This window comes from Nitrososphaerota archaeon, assembly GCA_016872055.1.
Lineage (GTDB): Archaea > Thermoproteota > Nitrososphaeria > Nitrososphaerales > Nitrosopumilaceae > Nitrosotenuis.
On sequence record VHBH01000007.1, the window covers coordinates 1 to 20,291 of the forward strand.

Consider the following 20,291-nt stretch of genomic DNA (forward strand, 5'->3'; position numbering starts at 1 on the left):
GTCTGAGGCTAGCTTGTTGGGAGTGGATTTGAGATGGGTCACAATGCCTGACGGAGTCATATACGATTGAAAAACAAGACCTAGACATACAACATATAATTAATTTGTAATTATTTCAATCAAGAAAAAGACTCTAAAAAACTAACTACGCCCTGAGATTCGTTACGGATTCTAAATCCCTGTTAACCTCTTTTAATTTTGTGCTCACGACGTTCTATGATTATCATGCCTGCCAGATACAACCCAATCATGGGTCCAGAGATGAACCACATGGTAATCCCGCTACCGTCGGGAGTTACTATTGCGCCGATTATTATCAGGGCGACAATGGCGTATCGGATATTGTTGCGCCAAAATTTACTGTCAGTAATGCCTGACGCTGTTGCGGCGTACATTATTAGCGGCAGTTGAAACGCAACTCCAAACGCCAACAGGAACTGCAAGACAAATGTCACAAACTCCATTATGCTCAAAAAGGTGACTGCGCCAACAGACTCGCCATACTGGTACAAAAAGTCCAAAATAAACGGGATAGCTGTAAAATACGAAAACACTGCGCCAACAATGAATAATAGTATGGCGGGAATTGCCACCTTTTGCACTGAATGTATTTCCTTGTCAGAAAATGCAGGGGCGATAAATTTTGTTAACTCTCTGACTATGATTGGCATTGATAAGACAACTCCAACTAGAGCAGCAACATAGACTTGGGCATAAAACGCCTGGCCTGGGGCTGTCTGGATTAGCTGTACTCCTTCCGGTACTAGACTCATTCTCATGTGGTTTGTGATTTGGGCTGCCAGGTTGTGCAACGGGTCTGGAAGCGGATAGTACAGCTTGACGCCGTTGTACCAAAACGACTCTGCCCTAAATGATAACAAAAACCCAGTGATTGCGCCAACTGATATTACGATTCGAATCAGTCGAGACTTTAGCTCGACCAAGTGCGCATAGATTCCTTGCAGCTCAGACATTATGATACAATACCAATTAAAACGCTATTTAGGTTTCTAGTGCTTGCCTGGAATTGGTAACAATTTTGCGTCTGCAAGACCTGATTTTTTTCTCTCTTCCTCAGAAATATCTGCAAACTCGATGGATATTATCGCCTTGAGGGCAAATTTTGACTCTAATTGTTTTGCCAGGCTACCTATTTCCTTTGACGTATAGATTTCTTTAGAGCCTGTCAAAAAGATTCGCTCACCTTTTTCTGCATGCTCACCACCGAACTTGTCTTTGAGAAATTTTACAACCTCATCTACTGTGTCCTTTTTGACATTGTTATGATACATCGTGATTCCCTTAATGGAATCATAGTCACGCGGGGTTCCATGCTTGTACAAGAACACTCCGATGAATATTGCGTCTTCCTCTGGCTCTTTAATTCCCTTTATTTCCCAGTTTAGGACTTTAGTTGGATCAAAGTCAGCCTTTTCCATTTCATCTGATGTAATCTTCCAGTATCGATGGCGTATAGTCAATTTGCTTTTTGTCTGGTGACGTACTATAAAATCAATACTGATGCACATTCATTATATTACAGCAAAATCCCAGCACAATCGTTGCCTCTCTTTGAAGTTCAGGTAATAATAGAAAACAAACCTGGAATGAACGACCCAGAAGGGGAAACCATTCTAAATGATCTGGTCCTAAAGGGCGGCTCCGGCGCAATCAAAAAGATCCGCTCTGCCAAAATGCTCAAATTCCAAATTACTTCACCAAAAAAAGAATCTGCGGAAAAATCAGTCAAAAAAATATGCGATGATCTGCGAATCTACAACCCTATGGTAAGCAAGGTAACCTTTTCCGCAAAACCAATCTAGTCTGTTTTAATCGATTTTACGGTTTCCTCAATGAGCAGCTTGCTTCGAAGATGGGCTGCTAGGTCAGTCTGAGTTATGACACCTGCCAGCTTTTCTCCTTCTAATACAACCAGTCTTCGAATTTTGTTGTTTAGCATTTTTTGTACGGCATCTTCGATTGTTGTCGTTGGCTCCACCCAGCGAAATTTAGGCGACATTATCTCTGATACTGTGACCTCGGACGCACGCCTGTCCAAAGCAACCACCTTTTTGACATAGTCAGCTTCTGAAAGAATTCCTACTGGGTTTTGACCTTCAGTGACTACCAAAAACGAAATATCCTTTTCCAACAATAGTTTTGCTGCTTCTAGTGCGGACTTTTCCTTGGATATTGTGACTACGTGCTTGTTCATAATATCGCGTATGTAGGCCATAATTTCGTTGAAAAAATTCTAGATAAAAAACATTTGCGGTGTTTTTGTTTTACATCTGTTTTCTATTGTGGTGTGTTTTTTAACAGATGTTGCTGGCTTGGTTTAATAATCGCGCAACATACAATGGAATTGTGAGGGTCGGCGTAATCGTATTTCCGGGGAGCAACTGCGATCGCGACATGTTCCATGTGCTACAGGACATCTTCAAACTAGACGTCAAATATTACTGGCACGAGGACAAGCTCCCAAAGAATCTGGATGCGGTAGTTCTGCCGGGTGGGTTTTCTTACGGCGACAGATTGCGTGCAGGAGTTATTGCAGCACACAGTCCTGTCATATCTGATGTTAAAAAAATGGCGGAAAAAGGCATGCCTGTTTTAGGTGTATGCAATGGATTTCAAATTCTAGTTGAATCCCAACTGCTTCCGGGAGTTTTACTAAAGAACACGTCTCTGAACTTTATGTGCCAGTGGACTGAGCTCATAGTAAAAAACAACAAGACGCCGTTTACGTCAAAGTTCAAGCTAGGACAGAAAATTCCGATCCCGATTGCAAACGGCGAAGGGCGATATTACATAGACAAAGAAAATCTGGAAAAACTCAAGAAAAACAACCAGATTGTATTCCAGTACGGTTCTAACATCAACGATTCTGTCTTTGATATTGCAGGAATATGCAACAAGGAAGGAAATGTAGTGGGCATGATGCCTCACCCAGAACGTGCAGTCGAGCCTGAAATCAACCCAAAGGACTGCTCACAGTCTAACATGATATTCCAATCCCTGATTGCTACAATTGGTGCCAGAAAATGAGTCTGCAAAAAGAGGAACTAGAGTATCTAACTAAAAAAATTGGCAGGCAACCAAACGACACAGAGCGACATATTGTTGCCGCAGAATGGTCAGAGCACTGCTCATACAAGTCTTCAAAAATTCACCTGAGAATGCTCCCAAACAAAGGAGCGCGAGTAATACATGAAAAAGGATATGACTCTGGGGTTTTGGATGTTGGGGATGGCTATGTAGTTACAGTACACATAGAATCGCACAACCACCCATCAGCTGTAGAGCCATATGGCGGGGCTGCAACTGGCGTTGGTGGAGTAATTCGTGATATCCTCTCAGCTGGGACAAGACCAATTGCATTGCTTGACGGGTTGAGATTTGGCGATATAACAAAAGACTCTCATGCAAGATGGCTATTCAAAAATGCAGTTACGGGAATTGCGGACTATGGAAATTGTTTAGGAATTCCAACAGTTGGTGGCGAAGTAGAATTTGACAAGTGTTATTCTAATTATGCGCTAGTAGATGTTGCATCAGTTGGCTTTGGTAAAAAAGAGAGGCTGATAAAAAATCACGCAAATGTAGGCGATGTGGTGGTATTGATGGGCGGTTCCACTGGTCGCGACGGAATTGGCGGCGCGCAATTTGCATCAGATTCGCTTGAAACAGAAGACCGCTCAGCAGTGCAAATCCCAGACCCGTTCATAGAAAAACTAATCATTGAGGCCACTTTGGAGGCACGAAATGAGGGGCTGATCAAAGCAATCAAGGATTTAGGTGGTGGAGGGCTGTCATGTGCAATCTCAGAGACTGCGGATGCGATGGGAGTAGGAATCGAGCTGGACGTGAATCAAGTACATACGCGTGAGCCAAACATGAAGCCTGCGGAAATCATGACGTCAGAATCACAGGAGCGAATGTTAGTAATTACCGACAAAAAACGACTCCCAAGACTTCAAAAAATCTGCAAAAAATTCCGAGTCAGCTGTTCTGTTGTCGGCAAAGTGACTAATGATAAGATCATGAAGGTAACCAACTCAAAATCTGTTCTTGCATCAATGCCTGCAGAAATAGTTGCAAACGCTCCACTCTTGGATAGGCCTTCAAAAGAGCCAGCATATCTAAAGCAACTCCAAAACAAAAAAGAACCAACTTCACCAAAGGATCTCTCCAGAACAATTCTCTCGCTTTTATCGAGTCCAAACATTGCAAGTAAAATCTGGGTCTATGGTCAATATGATCATGAAGTTGGCATTAGAACAGTGGTAAAGCCTGGTTCCGATGCTGCCGTACTTCGACTGGACAATGGAAAATACCTCGCAGTCAAAATTGATGGAAACCCAAAACACTGCTATCTGGATCCAAAACATGGTGCAATGGGATGCTTTGAGGAAGCATGCAGAAATGTAGTGTGTACTGGAGCAGAGCCAATCGGGATGGTTGATCATCTACAATTTGGTAATCCTGAAAATCCAGAAATATTTTGGACGTTTTTAGAGTCCCTCAAAGGAATTACGGAATTTTGTAAACATTTTGAGATTCCATGCGTAGGCGGCAAGGTCAGCTTATACAACGAGACTCCGCAAGGACCAATCAAGCCGACTCCACTGATTGGTGTGTTGGGATTAATTGAGAAAACTCCTCTCAAGCCTCAAAAAATCATGCCAGATGACGCATTGATATTGGTTGGAACAACTAAAGACGAGCTTGGCGGCTCTGAATACTATGAATTTATTCACGATTTCATTGGAGGACGGGCACCAAAAATCGACCTCTCAGAATCCAAGAAAAACATGAAGGCCGTATTATCAATAATCCAATCTGGACAAGTAAAGGCCGCACACGACTGTGCAAAAGGCGGATTGGCAATTGCGGTATCGGAGTTATGCATGACTAGCCAAATTGGATGTGTCGTGTCCCTAGACAAAGCACCACAACAAAAGTTGGACAATACTAGGATTTTATTTTCAGAGAGTCACTCTAGATACTTGCTTGTAGTGGAACAATCAAAGCTAACTCAAGTGCTTGCTACACTCAAAAAGAAAAACATAGCACATTCTCAGATCGGCTCATTCAAGGAAAATGAAATCATATTTTCAAACAAGAAAAATCAAGTTGCCAAACTAAGGGTTGATAAGGCACATGAAAAGTGGTTTAATTCACTGAGGGAATTGGTGCTTCATGCCTAAAGTAAAAGAGAATTGTGGTGTAGTGGGAATTTTCTCGAGGGATGGCTCTAATGTCATACCAATGGTAATTGATGCACTGCGTGCACTACAACACCGTGGCCAAGAGGCTTGGGGGATTGCAGTTCCAAACAAGACCCCAGTAAAACGATTGGGACTAGTCTCCGCGGCATCATCTGAATTTCAAAAAATAACAGAAGAATACACATCACATGCAGCGATTGGCCATGTTAGATATTCTACGGTAGGACGAAGCAGCCTAGAAAACGCACAACCACTCAAAGTCAAGGATCTTTGCATTGCCCACAATGGAACAATTGCCAATGTTGCAGAGCTAGCAAACATGGTTGGTGGTTGTACATTCACCCCGCAAAACTCCAGCGATACCATGATTGCCGCACAACGCCTAGTGTCATTGATGTCCACAAATGGAAAACTAGGGGCTGCACTGTCTATTCTCAAAAACGAAATGGCAGGATCGTATTGCTTTACTTTTGTATCTGATGATAATGCGGTCTATGCAGCACGTGACCCACGTGGATTCCGACCGATGGTTCTAGGATCTAAGGAAGAAGGCGGCGTTTCAATTGTAGCATCAGAGTCATCGGCGCTCTCTGCAATAGGGGCAAAACTGGTTCGCGATGTTGCTCCAGGTGAATTACTCAAATTCAGCAAGACCGGCATGGAAACAGAAATGTTCTCAGAGGCAAAACAGCGCTCTCACTGCTCGTTTGAATTCACATATTTTGCACATCCGACGTCTAAAATGGAGGGAACAAACATCTATGTCGCAAGAAAAAGAATCGGACAATTTCTGGCAAAAAAGTTCCCAATAAAAGATGCAGATTTGGTAATCCCGGTTCCGGACTCTGCAAGGCCGGCCGCACTGGGGTATGCACAAGAACTTGGCTTGATATTTGATGAAGGACTACTCAAGGACAGGTACAGTAAGAAAGGACCACTACGAAGCTTCATCGAACCACACCAATCAGACCGAGTGGAGATAAATCGCTGGATCATACCGATTTCTGAAATCATAAACGGAAAACACGTTGTGGTAATTGATGATAGTCTAGTCCGCGGTACAAGTTCCAAGGCAATCATCAAGGCACTCAGACGTGCAGGCGCTAAAAAAATCAGCATGCTAATCACATACCCACCAATCAAATACCCATGCTATGCTGGAATTGATTTTCCATCGCAAGACGAGCTGGCAACTGGAGCAAACCAAGACAGAACTGATCAAGAAATCATTGAGAAAATTAGGAGTGACATTGGTGCGGACTTTTTAGGGTATAATGACGCACAAAATTTGGCGGCTGCGGTAGGAATTCCACACGATTCGATGTGCTTCACATGCACTACAGGAAACTATGAAACCTTGGGAATAAAGCCACAGTTTAAAACCCGTGAGGAGATGAAAGGAGAATAATGGAAATTGCATTTGTTTTGGTAAAATGTGAACCTGCGCACGAAATGGATGTCATGCGAGACATACTCAAAATCGATGGAGTAAAAGAAGCCCACGGTACATACGGAATGTACGATTTGTTTGTCAAAGTGGTAGGTCTAAACCACAAGACAGTATCTGATATCATAACAAAGCAAATCCGCAAGACCCAAAATGTAGTATCTACTACGACATTATCTACAATTCCAGAACAAGGCGGAAAATAGTCTTAATAGCATCTTTATCTAAAATGACGCTGTGGCAACATACAAGTTCTTTATCATTGCAGCTGTTGCAGTAATCGCGATAGTAGGAATTCTCACTGTACTATCCATAACAAAAGGTGTCATATCTATGCAAGATTACCAGATAGACGTAGACCCATTCAAAGACCCGCAAAATCTTTTTGTCACAGCCAGGGTAATGATTCAAAACACTGGCTCTAAGCCTCTGACTAACATCATGGTGAACTTTGGTAATGGCGACTTTCAATCACTGGGAACTCTAGCGCCAGGACAAAAGGTGATTCTGTCGCCGCCCGAAGACAACTCATTACAACAAGTAGTGGTGACTGCAGACAATGGAATATCCATAATCAAAGAGTATCGGGTTCCGCCCAAAATGGTTGGAATGATGGGAAGCTAAGTCCAGGCCTTTTTGTCCTTTTTCCAGACTCGAACATCGTCGACATAAACTTGATCCTCATAATCGAACACTGTGTGCCATTTCTTATCATGAGGTAGCATCTTGTCAAGCTCCTTAACATTATTGTTTGTAGGGTATCTGTTGGTTAGTGCACCCCACTTCATGTTTGGGATCTTGGGCAAGATTTCATTTATGTCGCGCATTGTATGACTTTGGAAAAATCCATTGATAAATTTTTGTACCGCAAAGCTGAGAAAGCCCAATTAACAGCATCACAAATGTGAAAATTCTGAATCAAAAATTAATTCTGATCTTGATCCTAGGAGTATCTGCATTCGCACACCTTTGGAATCCTGTGGGATTCCCGGAGATATTTTACGATGAAGGAATCTACATGCAGCGCTCAATGAATATCATAAATGGGGTAGGTCCACAAGAGGGAAAATTCTACGATCACCCGTTTTTTGGCCAAATATTTCTTGGGTCGATTTTGTATCTCATTGGATATCCTGACTCTGCAAATCCAACTTTTGACTCTGCAGAAAATCTATACCTGATACCACGAATCGTGATGGGACTCCTTGCCGTCTTTGACACATTTCTGATTTACAAAATTGCACAAAAAAGATATGATTCTAAGATAGCCATCTTTGCCTCATTATTGTTTGCTGTAATGCCAATTGGTTGGATTACTCGCAGAATTTTACTCGACTCGATATTACTGCCATTTGTACTACTGTCAATTCTCTTTGTTTTACAATCTCAAAACTCAGAGCGCAAAACTCTGTTAGTATTTTTCTCTGGAGTTTTCTTGGGGCTGGCAATTTTAACAAAGATTCCTGCATTTACAATGATTCCAGTTGTGACGTATCTAACATATTCTATGCACAAAAACAAAAAACTTTTGTTATTTGTTTTAATCCCAGCATTGCTAATTCCGATGATTTGGCCTGTGTATAGCATGGCAGTTAGCCAGTTTGAATATTGGCAACAAGGAGTTCTATGGCAGGCACAGCGACAAAACACTGGAATCCACAACACTGTGCTATCCTTTGGGGCAATAGACCCTGTCTTGTTCGGACTGGGAATTGCTGGTCTTATTTACTGTGGAGTTAAGAAAAACTGGTTTGTCTTGTTCTGGGCAATCCCGTTTATTGTATTTTTGAGTTTGATTGGTTATACACAATATTTTCATTGGATGATACTCCTTCCTGTTTTTTGTATATCTGCATCAATATTGATTGCAAATCTTGGGCAAAACCTGAAACAAAAAAGATTAATTCCAATTTTTGTAATCTTGGCTACTGTACTGTTTGGTCTAACAAGTAACATCATGTTGTTGAGCCTAGATGTTACTCACAATCAATTCGAATCTGCCAAGTTTGCCGCAAAACTTGGGAAAGAAAATATGATACCTGTTCTTGCAGGACCGCAGTTCATGTGGATATACAATGGTGTCTTTGGGCAAGACATGCTAGATTATTCAGAAGTATTATTCAAGCAATCTCCTGAGAGATTTGTGTTAATTGCGGATCCACACTTTTATCTTGATTATTATCGTGGCCAAGAATTGTCACAACTGTACAATTCCACTAAAACCATTGCAGTATTTCCAAGTGTAAAATCGGATTATGATGTATATCAATACCCATATTCCAGTCTTGGCTACAACTATGACGCCGGAACTATAGAGATCAAAATATTTGATGATCTTTCTAACTAGATCTTCTCTTCTTTAGTATTAATCTGACTAGCATTGCAGCGACAATTCCCACTATTATGGTTGCAATAATTGCAGATATTGTCAAGATGTGCTCTATTGGGAATTCTGTTTTTGGCGTATCTGGAATTGGTTGCTCGCCTGACGCTGTAGGGACTATTCTGTAAATCACGCCTTGTGACAATGACAAAATATACAAAAATCCATCAGGACCCAGTTCAATATCAGTCGAACAGCCAAATCCACTCCCAACTATGATTTCATCTGGTGAATCGTCAACATTTAGCACCAAGTCTTGAAGATCAGGCGATTCAAAAACAAAACCGGTTCTATCTGGATTGAGGGTAAATCTGTAGAGATTCCCCGTGTTGCAGTCAACTACAAAGACCTTATTGTCTTGTCCAAGTTCCTTACTACCAAATTCAATTGCTGTAGGAGAGACGGTTTTCTGCCAGCTAAATTCTGGATTGCTGTACACATAACCTCCATATTTTGATAACGAGTCTATTTTGGTCTGATTATCTGTGATACCCATGATCTCAATCCAACCACTGTTAAAGTTCTCTGGCACAAAATTGATCTCGTCGTATTCGTCAGGTCCATTTTCAGTATCCCATAGATTACCATTGACAGGATCAATTGCAAGGCCAAAGCTGTTTCTAATTCCAATTGCATAGTATGGTCCAGGCGGGTCGACTCGTAAAATCACACTGGTATCATTTTTCCATTCATGAGGCCTATTCTGCAGCAAACCATAGTTTCCATTATCTCCAATCACTGCATAGACTTGGCCATTGGTGTTTGTCATTGCGCCACCATTATGATAGAAATTATCACTTGGTAACGTCTTTAGTAATACGGGGTCAACTAAACTATCTCCGTTCCAAGTATACTTGACAATTCTGTTTTCTATTGCTTTACCTGCGTCAAAATCTGCCGCTGTAAAATAAAGATAAACATCGTTCTCTATTGTGGTGATACCTAGCATTCCTCGCTCCCCGTCTTTTGCAACGGAAACATCTAGGACAGGCGACGGAATTAGCTGACCATCTCGTACCAATCTGACTAGTCCGCTATATCGCTCCAATACCAGCAAGTCCTCCCCAATGAAGGCCATCGTAGTTGGGCTATTGGGAATGCCTTCTTTGACGAAACGTTCCACTGTGAGACCTTTATCATATATGACCGGACCAGAAGATTCATCATTTCCAGTATGACTTGCAAAGGCAGGCAAAAATGACATGGAGACACACAGAGCTAAAAGAAGAATCCTCATGTTATCTCTAACCACATCATAATTAAAAATCAACTCAAAAATTGTTATAACGACTGGTTTTGCTTTGGATTTGGGGTACAAATTGAAATTCATAGGTTCTGGCAAGGTAAAAGATGTCTATGACATGGAGGATGGGACTCTGCTTTTCAAGTTCAGCGATCGCGTATCTGCATATGATGTCAAGTTTCATGATCCAATACCGCGCAAAGGCGAAGCTCTAACAAAATTTGCGGAATTCTGGTTTGGAAAACTGCCCATCAGAAATCACTTTGTAAAATCGGTTTCAAAAAATGAAATTATTGTAAAAAAAATGCAAATGATCCCTGTAGAATGTGTAGTTCGTGGATATTTCTACGGTAGCCTAATTTCACGATGGAATGCAGGCGATGTCATAATTCCTGAAGGGAGCAAAACCGAAATCGCGGCCAAACTCTCAAAGCCGATCTTTGATCCTACCACAAAATCAGAGCATGATGAACCAATCAACAAAAAGATTGCGTTAGAACGAAGACTAGTAACAGAAGACGAATATAATTTCCTAGAATCCAAATCCCTTGAAATCTATGGCGAGATGTACAAGATGGCAGATGCTGCAGGATTCATACTGGCAGATCTCAAATTAGAATTTGGTAAGCTTGACGGAGTAATCACACTTGGTGATTCAATAGGTCCAGATGAATACCGAATGTGGCCAAAGGAGACGTATGCTGTAGGTAAGATACAAGAGTCTTACGACAAACAAATTCTGCGTGACTGGCTTACGGCGAATGGGTATCAAAAACAATTTGATGATGCAAGAAAGGAAGGCAAAGAACCAGTAGCGCCTTCAATACCATCTGAGATTATACAAAAAATGTCAAGCCGATACGTAGATTCCTACAAACTAATTTCTGGCAATCCTTTCTAGACATAAAACATTATTTTCAACTCGAATTAGAGCTGTGCCGACCGTCCTGACGCCATCCTCACATTCATTTTGGAACGAAAGTTTCCACAGCTTCCAAATTTTTGAATTTTCTCAAATTACTAGTTTTGATACTAGAATTATGACATCATTACCAAAGTTATTGTATTGCAACTATGTTTCTCGTAGCAAAAGCAGTATTTTTGATTTCACTACAAGATTTTTCGTAGTGTAAAAAAGTTAATGCGATTGGACAAAAAAATGTGATACTAGGATCTTTTAGCTAAACGCCTCAGATGCAAGTATCATGTCAACATTATTAGAAAAATCAATCAAGGTCAACCGAGTAGTAAGTATTTCAGTTGAACACGCAAAAGCACTAGAAGATCCAGCTAGAGTGAAGATAGTAGAAATGCTATATCACAAACAACTAACAACGGAACAAATCGCAAAGGAACTTCAAAAAAATGGACACAACAAAGCAATCACAACAATCCGACATCACTTAGACATTCTCAAAGAAGCAGGCTTAATCGAGATAGTGAAAATTGAGGAAGTTAGGGGAGCCATTGCAAAATTCTATGGCACGTCAATCAAACTATTCTCAAATTCTTCATCAAAAGATTTTGATTCGAAATACTCTTCGATGATAAAAACAACATCTGCAAAAATTGAAAAAATTCTTGAAGGCATTGCAAAAAAGCCAGCACTCCAAAAAAAGTCAGAATCTGCTTACAATGAATTTGTCCTCACCGAAATTGTGAATCGGGCTATGGCAAATGTTCTTGAAAATAAGGACCTTGTCGGACAAAAAAAGATCAAATAACTTCGATTACAAACAATCCTTTTGTTTTAGGATTTTGTAATTTTTTTATCATTTTTCTTGGAATGTCATCAGATGCCTTGTCGCATCCAATTGCCAAGGTACGCGGACAAAGAAAATTACTTTTCCTAATCACAATATCGTGGGGATTTTCCAGTCTGAGATCTTCATGACCTTTACCCTCAATGACAAACTCTTCACGATCAACCTGAATTGTAATTGTTATCTTTGATTCAGATCGGCGGAGTTTTTGTTTTAGCTTTTCTGGTATGCTCACACAACCGTGATCCGCACCGACTCCCACTATACAGTCTCCTTGTAGAGTCAGATCGGGCTCTGTTGTGATCTCTATTGTCCTTGTGTGTAGTGCCCGTACATTTTCATGCCCCGAAAATGGAATCTCAAAACGCACGATACACGCATGACTAGACTTAAATTAAACTTTCAAAGATTTCAAAACAGAATTGCTTCCTTCTCAACAAGGCTATGACAGAGCTATCACAATATTTTCTCCGGATGGACGACTCTATCAAGTAGAATACGCAATCGAAACAGTACGACGTGGAGCAATCGCAGTTGGCATCAAAAGCAAAGAAGGAATTGTAATGGCAGTAGAAGAAAAACCACGCAAATTACAAATCTCTGAATCAGCTCATAAAATTTTCCAAATTGATGAACATATAGGATTTGCAGCAGCTGGCTACATTCCGGATGCTCGAAGTCAAGCAGACAACGCGAGATTTTTTTCACAGAGTAATAGGATAATTTATGATGAAGCCGTGGATGTTGAAACAGTCGCTAAACATCTTGCCGACCAATGTCAACAATACACTCAGTTTGGTGGAGCAAGACCATTTGGTGTCGCATTAATCATTGGTGGTGTTGACTCTAATGGTAACTCGCTATATCTGACTGATCCGAGTGGAACCTACATTGCATATGATGCAATTGCAATTGGTGCAGGCTCTGAGCAAACAAATGAATTTCTTGAAAAGAACTTCAAACATGAGCTTTCACTAGATGAAGCAGCTGCACTTGCTACTTCGTGCATCTATATCGCAAGTGATCAAAAAGAAGGTACAGACCACATCAAAATGTCATTCATCAAATCATCAACCAAACAATTTGAAAAAGTAACTCCAGAGCAAATTGCAAATTATGCAAAGCTTGGAAAACAAAAGTTCCCAATTCCAAGTGCGTAGAATTTTTTTGAATATCTCTGTCGCAATCCCTGATTCCTGTCTTCAAGATGAATCAACAAAGCTAGACAAGTCTCGCAAAGTTTCCATAATTGCAAGAGCATGTGCGATTTTTGGCGTACAAACAATTTTCATCTATGATGAAGGCCAAGGTAACACGTCTGACCGATTACTCTTGTCAACAATATTGCGATATTTAGAAACACCACAATATTTACGCAAAACAATTTTCCCGAAAATAGATGACCTTCGATATGCAGGAATAATGCATCCTCTCCAAATCCCACACCACTCACTATCCTCGAACCCAAAAAACATCAAGCCGGGCGATGTACGTGAAGGCGCAATCATATTTCACAAAGGAAAAAAGTTCATCGACATTGGAATTCACCAAATGCTTCCATATTATGGAAGAGAATGGGACAAAAAACGAGTCACAGTCCAAATCAAAACCACAGATCCTATAACATTCAAAGAAATCTCAGAGCAAGAAATCAAGCAATATTGGGGCTACAAAGTCAAAGAACGTCCAAGCCTAATCAAAATCCTTGAAGAATGGACTGGTACCATAATTCTGACGTCACGAAAAGGAAAAGAAATAACACAAAAACAGCTCCAAGAATACGGCCATGCTACTAAGCCCCTGTTGGCAGTTTTTGGAGCACCAGATCGAGGATTGTATGACATTTTGGGTAACAAGATAAACCAATTCCAAAATGCAAAAACATTCAACTTTTTCCCAAATCAGGCAACTGACACTGTGCGCATGGAAGAATCCATGATCGGAATCTTGTCGATTCTGAACATGGCACATTCAAATTAAGTTACACAATCATTAGACTATGGCAAAGAAGAATTTTCTTTTGCTAGCAATAGGCCTGGGAGTTGCAGGGGTCATAATTGGTGCAATGTCAATTCTGTATAGGATCAGTGGACTTGCAAATCCATAACATTTGTTATCTTTAGGTATATAATGGGGTTAACGATTGTTTTCGATTATCCATGGGTCATAGAAAACACAGTCAACCACGTCGTGGTAGTCTTGCATACTTGCCTAGAGGACGTGCTAAAAGCATGGAGGCAAGAATCAGAACTTGGCCAGACATTGTATCTGAGCAGCCAAAGCTTTTGGGCTATGCTGGATTCAAAGTCGGATGCATCCAAATTGTAAGCATTGACGATAGAGAAAAAACACCAAACCATGGTAAACAACTAGTCAGTCTTGGTACTGTAGTTGCAACTCCGCCAATCTCTGTAATTGGAATTCGCGGATATTATGAAGACATTGATGGCGCACACGCATTATTTGACGTCTATTCTATTGATATGCCAAAAGAAGTTTCAAGATTATTCACACTAAAACCAAAAGAAGGAACACTAGAGCGAGCAGAAAAAATGCTAAATCGCACGAGTGAACTATATGCAATTGTCGCAGTTCTGCCAAACAACGGAGGAATCTCACAAAAGAAACCATATGTCTTTGAAGTTGCAGTAAAAGGCGGCGATATCAAAAAACAATTTGATTTTCTAAAATCACTCTTTGGAAAGCAAGTCAAAGTTGAAGAAGTCTTTGAGCTTGGTTCCAGCGTCGATGTAGCATCGATTACCAAAGGAAAAGGATGGGAAGGTCCAATCACAAGATGGGGTGTCAAGAAAAAGCAGCACAAATCAAGAAAGTCAGTTCGCGCTCTTGGTACACTGGGACCAATTTCACCGGCTAGCATCATGTACACTGTACCTCGCGCAGGCCAGCGTGGGTTCCATCAAAGAGTAGAATACAATAAACGAATCATGATAATGAGCAACACAGACAAGGACGATTTCAAAATCAATCCAAATGGTGGATTCAAACACTATGGGTTTGTCAACGGCGACTTTGTGGTTTTGAAAGGTTCAGTTCCTGGAACTTACCGAAGACTAGTAAAATTTAGAACCCAAGTAAGAAATGTTCCAAACAAAGTTCTCAAGCCAAACATATTGGAGATTGTAGTATGAAAACACAAACACTATCACTGACTGGCACAAAGCAAGACGAAATCGAACTACCAAAGGTATTCTCAACACCGGTAAACAAGGATCTAATTCATCGAGCATTTGTCAACTTGGATTCTCACCACTACCAAAGACAGGGAAGAATGCCATCTGCTGGTCAAAACACAGTTGCGGCATCAAACGATCCACCAACAGGTCACGGCCAAGCAAGAGTTGCAAGAATTCGTGGTGGCGGTCCAAGACGTGGACAAGCTGCCAAAGTCGCAATGGTCAGAGGCGGAAGACAAGCGCATCCACCAACATCTGAAAAAATAGTCTACAAGAAACTAAACAAACAAGAAAAACGACTTGCGCTATGTTCTGCAATTGCAGCTACGGCTTCAAAGGACTTGGTTTCCTCACGAGGACACATCATCAACGGAATTGAGTCATTCCCAGTAATAGTATCTGATGACATTGAAAAGATCTCTAAAGCAAAAGAAATTTCCAAGGTAATGTCTGCACTAAAATTGTCTGGCGACATTGAGCGACTAGAAAAAAGAAAGGCACGTTCCGGCAGATCATCCATTAGGGGAAGAAAAACAAAGACAGGCAAATCAATTCTCTTTGTAACCAAAGACGCAAAATCCCTATCCAAGGCATGCGGTGCATTCCCGGGAGTCGACGTAAGAGCAGTAAGCGATCTATCAATTTTGGACTTGGCTCCAGGTTCTAGCCTTGTTAGATTAACAGTATACACAAAGGGAGCAATAAATGAAATTGGAAACCTAAAGTCACGCCATCTTGAACTAATGGAGGCACTACGATGAATACCACACAAGCAACAAAAATAATTCTGAGACCATATGTCACAGAAAAGACATTCTCGCTAATTGAAAAAGACAACAGGATCTGCTTTATTGTCGACAAGGACGCAAGCAAGGCCACAATAAAAGAGGCAATCAAGACACTATACGAAGAAAATGCAATTGATGTCAATACCGCAAGAACAATTTCCGGTAAAAAGGCATTTGTCAAATTTGAAACTGTCGAAAAAGCACGCGACCTTGCAACAAAGATAGGAATGCTATAATATGGAACGCAAAAATTCAAACCTACAGGTGTCAATAAATGGTTAAGGAATTCGACTATAGAGGCATTCCATTGGAACAACTCCAAGCCATGTCTCTAGAAAAATTATTCGAGCTTTTCCCAGCGAGAGCAAGGCGTTCCCTTACCCGTGGAATTACCGACGGTAAGAGAAAACTAATTGAGGAAATCAAGGCGAGCAAGGCAGGTAAGGCCAAAAACCCAATTAAGACACACATTAGAGATCTTATTGTATTACCATACATGGTCGGAGTAACAGTTAACGTATTTTCTGGAAAGGAATTCATTCCAGTAACAATCACACCACAAATGATTGGCCACTTTATCGGCGAATATGTTAGAACAAACAAGCGTGTCGTTCACGGCGCACCTGGCGTCGGAGCATCAAGATCCAGCTTGTATGTACCATTAAAGTGATTATCATGCCGGACTATGGTTACGCATTTCAAAATTTCGACTCGACGAAACACGTCCGAGCATCAATTCGAGAAAAATCATTCTCTCACAAGCATGCACGTGAGGTAGCCAAAATGATCAAGGGCATGTCCATTGAAAAAGCACGAGATGCACTACAAGACGTAATTTCACTGAAAAGGGCGGTCCCATTTAGAAGATACAAAAACGAAGTAGGACATCGTTCCGACACTGGAGTAATGTCTGGTCGTTACCCAAGAAAGGCTGCAGAGGAATTCATCAAATTACTGGATAATTTGGAAGCAAATGCCGAATACAAAGGAATGGATCTTGATAGACTCAAAATCATTTCTGCAAATACACACAAGGGCGTTCTAGTTAAGCGATTCACTCCAAGAGCGCAAGGTAGAGCAACTCCAAAGAACAATGTACTAACACACGTCGAGCTGGTGGCTCAAGAGGTTTAGAAAAATGTCTGCAGTCAAAAACGTAATCAAAGACAACTACAACATGATGCTTCTCAAAGATTATCTCAGAAGTGCAATCAAAGAGTCGGGTTTCTCACACGTTGAGATTTCTAAAACACCGATGGGTACCAGAGTTGTATTGCACGTAACACGACCGGGCATCGTAATTGGAAGAAAGGGAACTGGAATCAGAGAATTAACAGAAACTCTGGAGAAAAGATTCGGCCTAAAAAGTCCACAAATAGCAGTAAATGAAATCTTACAGCCGGAGCTTACCGCAAGCGTCATGTGCAATAGATTGGCACAGTTAATCGAGCGAGGAACCGCATTTAGAAGAGCAACAATGTGGACATTGCAACAAATAATGAATGCGGGTGCTATGGGTGTCCAAATCACGGTTTCAGGCAAATTGCGAGGCGATCGTTCATCATTTGAAAAACACTCCTTGGGTGTTTTACCACGAGCAGGCCACTCTGCAAGTATCATAGTTGACGAAGACACAACACCAATACCAACCCCAATGGGCTATATCGGAGTTAGAATCAGAATTGCAAGAAAGGAAAGATACATTCCAGAATTTGAGCTAAAGGGCAAAAAAGAAACCAAAGAAGAGCGGGAAATCAGACTGGCAAAAGAGGAATCAGAACGCATCGCAAGAACAGAAAGCGAGCAAGTCAAACTCGACCAGGAAAAGATTGAACAAATGGATCTTATGGAAGAAGTGGAGGAGAAACTAAAGTAAAATGGCCCAATTAAGGATGAAGTCAATCAGAGAGCTAAACGAAGTTGATCTAAAATCAAGACTAGAGCAATCACGAGTCGAGCTTGCAAAGATGCGAACAGATGCTGCAAAGGGAACTCTGCGCAAGGAATCCGGCAAAATTCGAGCACTGCGAAAAGAAATTGCAAGAATGCTCACAAGAATAAACGAGATGAAAAAACAATGATGGCATTAAGCTCTGAATTCATTGGATTACAAACAGAGATTGTAGACTCGAATGACAAGTCACTGATAGGCCTAACTGGCAAAATTACATTTGAAACCCAGAAAACCTTTACAATTAACACAGACCATGGCCAAAAAACCATTCCAAAACAGCATACCTCATGGAAATTTGCAAACGATCAAGTCATTAATGGCAATCTAATAGCAAAAAGACCAGAGGACAGAATAAAGGTGAAAGCATGACAGAACAACCCAAAATCTACAAAGGAATCATAACTGACAACGGCGAGCACCTCAGCGTCAGAGGCAAGCTATTCGAAGGCAAAGTAGTCAGCGCCAAGAACAAAAACACAGTAGTTATCCAGCGAGAAAACCCACTGTACATCACCAAGACAAAACGATACGCAAGAAGCAAAAGCACAATCCATGCTTACAAGTTAGCTAAACAAGAAATCAAAGAAGGCGACATTGTAGTTGCTGCAGAATGCAGACCAATTGCAAAATCGGTATCATTCGTAGTAGTGGAGGTCAAGTCATAAAATGTCTACAGGAAAATCACGTGCAGTATCGGCAAAGGGCGTACAGGAATTCCGACCATATGTGACACGTGCACTACCGCTAGGCGCTAGAATCACATGCGCAGACAACACTGGTGCAAAAATCTTGGAAATAATCATGGTAAAGAGAGCAAAGACAAGAACATCCAGATATCCATCTGCGGCAGTCGGTGACTTTGTAAATGTCGTAGTAAAGAAAGGACCTGCAGAGCTCAGAAAACAGATCTTTGGTGCAGTAATCATTAGACAAAAGTATCCAATTAGAAGATTAAACGGAGTCCGTGTCTCATTTGAGGACAATGCCGCAGTACTTGTAACACCAGAAGGTGAAATCAAGGGAACCGACATCAAAGGACCAGTAGCAGCAGAAGCATCCGAGAAATGGCCAAGAGTAGCAAACCTGGCATCAATGGTGGTATGACACAATGAAGCCAACAACAATCCGCAACAGGACAATTTACCAAGCATCTCAGTCATTTAGAAGCAAGCTTCTCAGCGGACACCTATCAAAAGACCTCAAAAACAAATACCACAAACGAAGCGTCCGAGTAACTGAAGGCGATACGGTAAAAGTGGTTCGAGGGGAATTCAAAGGAGTCTCTGGAAAAGTAACTCGAGTTTCTTCCATGAAAAATGGAGTAGCAGTTGAAGGAATCAAAAAAGAAAAACTAAAGGGCGGAAACCTGGACGTATTCATCCACACATCAAATGTTATAGTAACTGATCTAAACACCGAGGACAAGTGGCGAGTAGCAAAGCTGGAAGGCAAATCCACTAAACCAGCAAAGGAGGCAAAGCCAGCAGCTCCAAAACCAGCGCCAAAAAAAGAAGCAAATAAAGACAAAGAAACAAAAGCGGCCAAACCAAAAAAGGAGAGTAAGTAAATGCCACGAATAGCAGGAAGTAAGAAACTCAAAAGACAAATGGCTCCAATGTTTTGGGGTATAACCAGAAAGAGTCCAAGATTTGTAACAACGGTACGACCAGGACCACATTCAAAGAATTTCTCAATTCCTAGCGCAGTCTTCCTAAGAGATACACTAAAACTCGTAACAACAGCAAGAGAGGCGGAATATGCCATATACAACGGCAAAGTTTCAGTTGACGGAGTAAAAAGAAAGTCAGTCCACCACGGAATCGGACTAATGGATGTTGTAGAGTTGGTAGGAGTCCAGGACATTTACAGACTGGTTCCAAAGCAAGGACACATACTAGAACCAATCAAGATCAAGTCATCAGAAAAATCAGTCAAGCTAGTCAAGGTCACAAGCAAGACCACAATCCGAAAGGGCAAAACCCAGCTAGGATTCCATGATGGTCGCTCACTGCTCTCTGACACAAAGGTAAATGTTGGAGATTCATGTCTCATGCAGGTACCGGAACAAAAAATCAACGAGGTACTTCCACTGGAAAAAGGTGCCAAGGTACTCGTAACAAAAGGAGTAAACGCAGGACAGCTAGCAGATGTGAAAGAAATCAAGGAAGGAACATTCGTTCTTCCAAAACGAGCATTATTGTCATTAGGTAAGCGTGAAATCGAAATCCCATCAGATCTTGTAATGGTGGTTGGCAAAAAGGAGCCAGTAATCCAAATAGCGTGAT

Annotated in this window: 29 protein-coding genes; 23 read left to right on the forward strand and 6 right to left on the reverse strand. The window is 41.2% G+C overall.

Going from position 1 to position 20,291, the window contains the following annotated elements; genetic code table 11:
- Positions 1-182: 182 nt before the first annotated feature.
- Both tatC and FJ354_05620 read right to left on the reverse strand, forming a co-directional pair.
- Positions 183-974, reverse strand: coding sequence for a twin-arginine translocase subunit TatC (tatC, locus tag FJ354_05615; GenBank protein MBM3906138.1), 792 nt, complete (start codon positions 972-974; stop codon positions 183-185).
- Positions 975-1,010: 36 nt separating this feature from the next.
- Positions 1,011-1,529: a hypothetical protein gene (locus FJ354_05620; GenBank protein ID MBM3906139.1), complete on the reverse strand. Its 519-nt coding sequence runs from the start codon at positions 1,527-1,529 to the stop codon at positions 1,011-1,013.
- A 33-nt stretch (positions 1,530-1,562) separates the two neighbouring features.
- Between FJ354_05620 and purS the strand changes: the two genes are divergently transcribed.
- A complete protein-coding gene (gene purS, locus FJ354_05625) occupies positions 1,563-1,823 on the forward strand; it encodes a phosphoribosylformylglycinamidine synthase subunit PurS (protein ID MBM3906140.1) in 261 nt (86 codons plus the stop codon).
- On the opposite strand, the gene FJ354_05630 is transcribed toward purS, so the two are convergent.
- Positions 1,820-2,236 carry a CBS domain-containing protein gene (locus FJ354_05630; GenBank protein ID MBM3906141.1) on the reverse strand — a complete coding sequence of 139 codons (417 nt, stop codon included), beginning with the start codon at positions 2,234-2,236 and terminating at the stop codon, positions 1,820-1,822. The two genes, purS and FJ354_05630, sit on opposite strands and share 4 nt — an antisense overlap.
- Positions 2,237-2,367: 131 nt before the next feature.
- On the opposite strand from FJ354_05630, the gene purQ reads away from it, so the two are divergent.
- Genes purQ through FJ354_05655 form a run of 5 tightly spaced genes read left to right on the forward strand, consistent with a single transcriptional unit; the run spans position 2,368 to position 7,302 of the window.
- Positions 2,368-3,048 (forward strand): phosphoribosylformylglycinamidine synthase subunit PurQ, encoded by a 681-nt coding sequence (purQ, locus tag FJ354_05635; protein MBM3906142.1) that lies wholly within the window; start codon positions 2,368-2,370, stop codon positions 3,046-3,048.
- A complete protein-coding gene (purL, locus tag FJ354_05640; GenBank protein MBM3906143.1) occupies positions 3,045-5,210 on the forward strand; it encodes a phosphoribosylformylglycinamidine synthase subunit PurL in 2,166 nt (721 codons plus the stop codon). Before purQ ends, purL begins: the two co-directional genes overlap by 4 nt.
- Positions 5,203-6,639, forward strand: a complete 1,437-nt coding sequence (purF, locus tag FJ354_05645; GenBank protein ID MBM3906144.1) for an amidophosphoribosyltransferase — start codon at positions 5,203-5,205, stop codon at positions 6,637-6,639. Before purL ends, purF begins: the two co-directional genes overlap by 8 nt.
- A complete protein-coding gene (locus tag FJ354_05650; protein MBM3906145.1) occupies positions 6,639-6,884 on the forward strand; it encodes an Lrp/AsnC family transcriptional regulator in 246 nt (81 codons plus the stop codon). The genes purF and FJ354_05650 overlap by 1 nt, the downstream gene beginning before the upstream one ends.
- A gap of 52 nt (positions 6,885-6,936) precedes the next feature.
- The gene (locus FJ354_05655; protein ID MBM3906146.1) at positions 6,937-7,302 is read left to right on the forward strand and encodes a hypothetical protein; all 366 of its coding nucleotides are present in this window, start codon (positions 6,937-6,939) and stop codon (positions 7,300-7,302) included.
- Here the strand turns inward: FJ354_05655 and FJ354_05660 are convergent.
- A complete protein-coding gene (locus tag FJ354_05660) occupies positions 7,299-7,505 on the reverse strand; it encodes a hypothetical protein (protein MBM3906147.1) in 207 nt (68 codons plus the stop codon). The two genes, FJ354_05655 and FJ354_05660, sit on opposite strands and share 4 nt — an antisense overlap.
- Positions 7,506-7,615: 110 nt before the next feature.
- Between FJ354_05660 and FJ354_05665 the strand changes: the two genes are divergently transcribed.
- Positions 7,616-9,025, forward strand: coding sequence for a glycosyltransferase (locus tag FJ354_05665; GenBank protein MBM3906148.1), 1,410 nt, complete (start codon positions 7,616-7,618; stop codon positions 9,023-9,025).
- Here FJ354_05665 and FJ354_05670 read toward each other — a convergent pair.
- On the reverse strand, positions 9,018-10,265 hold the full coding sequence (locus tag FJ354_05670) for a hypothetical protein (GenBank protein MBM3906149.1): 1,248 nt from the start codon (positions 10,263-10,265) through the stop codon (positions 9,018-9,020). The two genes, FJ354_05665 and FJ354_05670, sit on opposite strands and share 8 nt — an antisense overlap.
- A 115-nt stretch (positions 10,266-10,380) precedes the next feature.
- On the opposite strand from FJ354_05670, the gene purC reads away from it, so the two are divergent.
- Positions 10,381-11,205: a phosphoribosylaminoimidazolesuccinocarboxamide synthase gene (gene purC, locus FJ354_05675; GenBank protein MBM3906150.1), complete on the forward strand. Its 825-nt coding sequence runs from the start codon at positions 10,381-10,383 to the stop codon at positions 11,203-11,205.
- 304 nt (positions 11,206-11,509) lie between these two features.
- Positions 11,510-12,028, forward strand: coding sequence for a winged helix-turn-helix transcriptional regulator (locus FJ354_05680; GenBank protein MBM3906151.1), 519 nt, complete (start codon positions 11,510-11,512; stop codon positions 12,026-12,028).
- On the opposite strand, the gene FJ354_05685 is transcribed toward FJ354_05680, so the two are convergent.
- Entirely contained in the window at positions 12,021-12,437 is a 417-nt protein-coding gene (locus FJ354_05685) for a DUF371 domain-containing protein (protein ID MBM3906152.1), read from the reverse strand. The two genes, FJ354_05680 and FJ354_05685, sit on opposite strands and share 8 nt — an antisense overlap.
- Before the next feature lie 52 nt (positions 12,438-12,489).
- On the opposite strand from FJ354_05685, the gene psmA reads away from it, so the two are divergent.
- The 14 genes from psmA (at position 12,490) to FJ354_05755 (ending at position 20,290) form a co-directional block, all read left to right on the forward strand.
- A complete protein-coding gene (psmA, locus tag FJ354_05690) occupies positions 12,490-13,227 on the forward strand; it encodes an archaeal proteasome endopeptidase complex subunit alpha (protein MBM3906153.1) in 738 nt (245 codons plus the stop codon).
- 7 nt (positions 13,228-13,234) lie between these two features.
- Positions 13,235-14,047 (forward strand): hypothetical protein, encoded by an 813-nt coding sequence (locus FJ354_05695; GenBank protein MBM3906154.1) that lies wholly within the window; start codon positions 13,235-13,237, stop codon positions 14,045-14,047.
- A 179-nt stretch (positions 14,048-14,226) separates the two neighbouring features.
- The gene (locus FJ354_05700) at positions 14,227-15,219 is read left to right on the forward strand and encodes a 50S ribosomal protein L3 (GenBank protein MBM3906155.1); all 993 of its coding nucleotides are present in this window, start codon (positions 14,227-14,229) and stop codon (positions 15,217-15,219) included.
- Entirely contained in the window at positions 15,216-16,025 is an 810-nt protein-coding gene (locus FJ354_05705) for a 50S ribosomal protein L4 (GenBank protein ID MBM3906156.1), read from the forward strand. The genes FJ354_05700 and FJ354_05705 overlap by 4 nt, the downstream gene beginning before the upstream one ends.
- Positions 16,022-16,288, forward strand: a complete 267-nt coding sequence (locus FJ354_05710) for a 50S ribosomal protein L23 (GenBank protein MBM3906157.1) — start codon at positions 16,022-16,024, stop codon at positions 16,286-16,288. The genes FJ354_05705 and FJ354_05710 overlap by 4 nt, the downstream gene beginning before the upstream one ends.
- A gap of 38 nt (positions 16,289-16,326) precedes the next feature.
- Positions 16,327-16,722, forward strand: a complete 396-nt coding sequence (locus tag FJ354_05715) for a 30S ribosomal protein S19 (GenBank protein ID MBM3906158.1) — start codon at positions 16,327-16,329, stop codon at positions 16,720-16,722.
- Between the two features lie 5 nt (positions 16,723-16,727).
- Positions 16,728-17,186 (forward strand): 50S ribosomal protein L22, encoded by a 459-nt coding sequence (locus FJ354_05720; GenBank protein ID MBM3906159.1) that lies wholly within the window; start codon positions 16,728-16,730, stop codon positions 17,184-17,186.
- 4 nt (positions 17,187-17,190) lie between these two features.
- Positions 17,191-17,928, forward strand: a complete 738-nt coding sequence (locus FJ354_05725; protein ID MBM3906160.1) for a 30S ribosomal protein S3 — start codon at positions 17,191-17,193, stop codon at positions 17,926-17,928.
- A 1-nt stretch (position 17,929) separates the two neighbouring features.
- Positions 17,930-18,133, forward strand: coding sequence for a 50S ribosomal protein L29 (rpmC, locus tag FJ354_05730; protein ID MBM3906161.1), 204 nt, complete (start codon positions 17,930-17,932; stop codon positions 18,131-18,133).
- The gene (locus FJ354_05735; GenBank protein MBM3906162.1) at positions 18,130-18,375 is read left to right on the forward strand and encodes a ribonuclease P protein subunit; all 246 of its coding nucleotides are present in this window, start codon (positions 18,130-18,132) and stop codon (positions 18,373-18,375) included. Before rpmC ends, FJ354_05735 begins: the two co-directional genes overlap by 4 nt.
- Positions 18,372-18,671 carry a 30S ribosomal protein S17 gene (rpsQ, locus tag FJ354_05740; protein MBM3906163.1) on the forward strand — a complete coding sequence of 100 codons (300 nt, stop codon included), beginning with the start codon at positions 18,372-18,374 and terminating at the stop codon, positions 18,669-18,671. Before FJ354_05735 ends, rpsQ begins: the two co-directional genes overlap by 4 nt.
- A gap of 1 nt (position 18,672) precedes the next feature.
- The gene (locus tag FJ354_05745; protein ID MBM3906164.1) at positions 18,673-19,110 is read left to right on the forward strand and encodes a 50S ribosomal protein L14; all 438 of its coding nucleotides are present in this window, start codon (positions 18,673-18,675) and stop codon (positions 19,108-19,110) included.
- Between the two features lie 4 nt (positions 19,111-19,114).
- Positions 19,115-19,573 carry a 50S ribosomal protein L24 gene (gene rplX, locus FJ354_05750; protein MBM3906165.1) on the forward strand — a complete coding sequence of 153 codons (459 nt, stop codon included), beginning with the start codon at positions 19,115-19,117 and terminating at the stop codon, positions 19,571-19,573.
- Positions 19,574-20,290 (forward strand): 30S ribosomal protein S4e, encoded by a 717-nt coding sequence (locus FJ354_05755; GenBank protein ID MBM3906166.1) that lies wholly within the window; start codon positions 19,574-19,576, stop codon positions 20,288-20,290. It begins immediately after the preceding gene.
- Position 20,291: the final 1 nt, after the last annotated feature.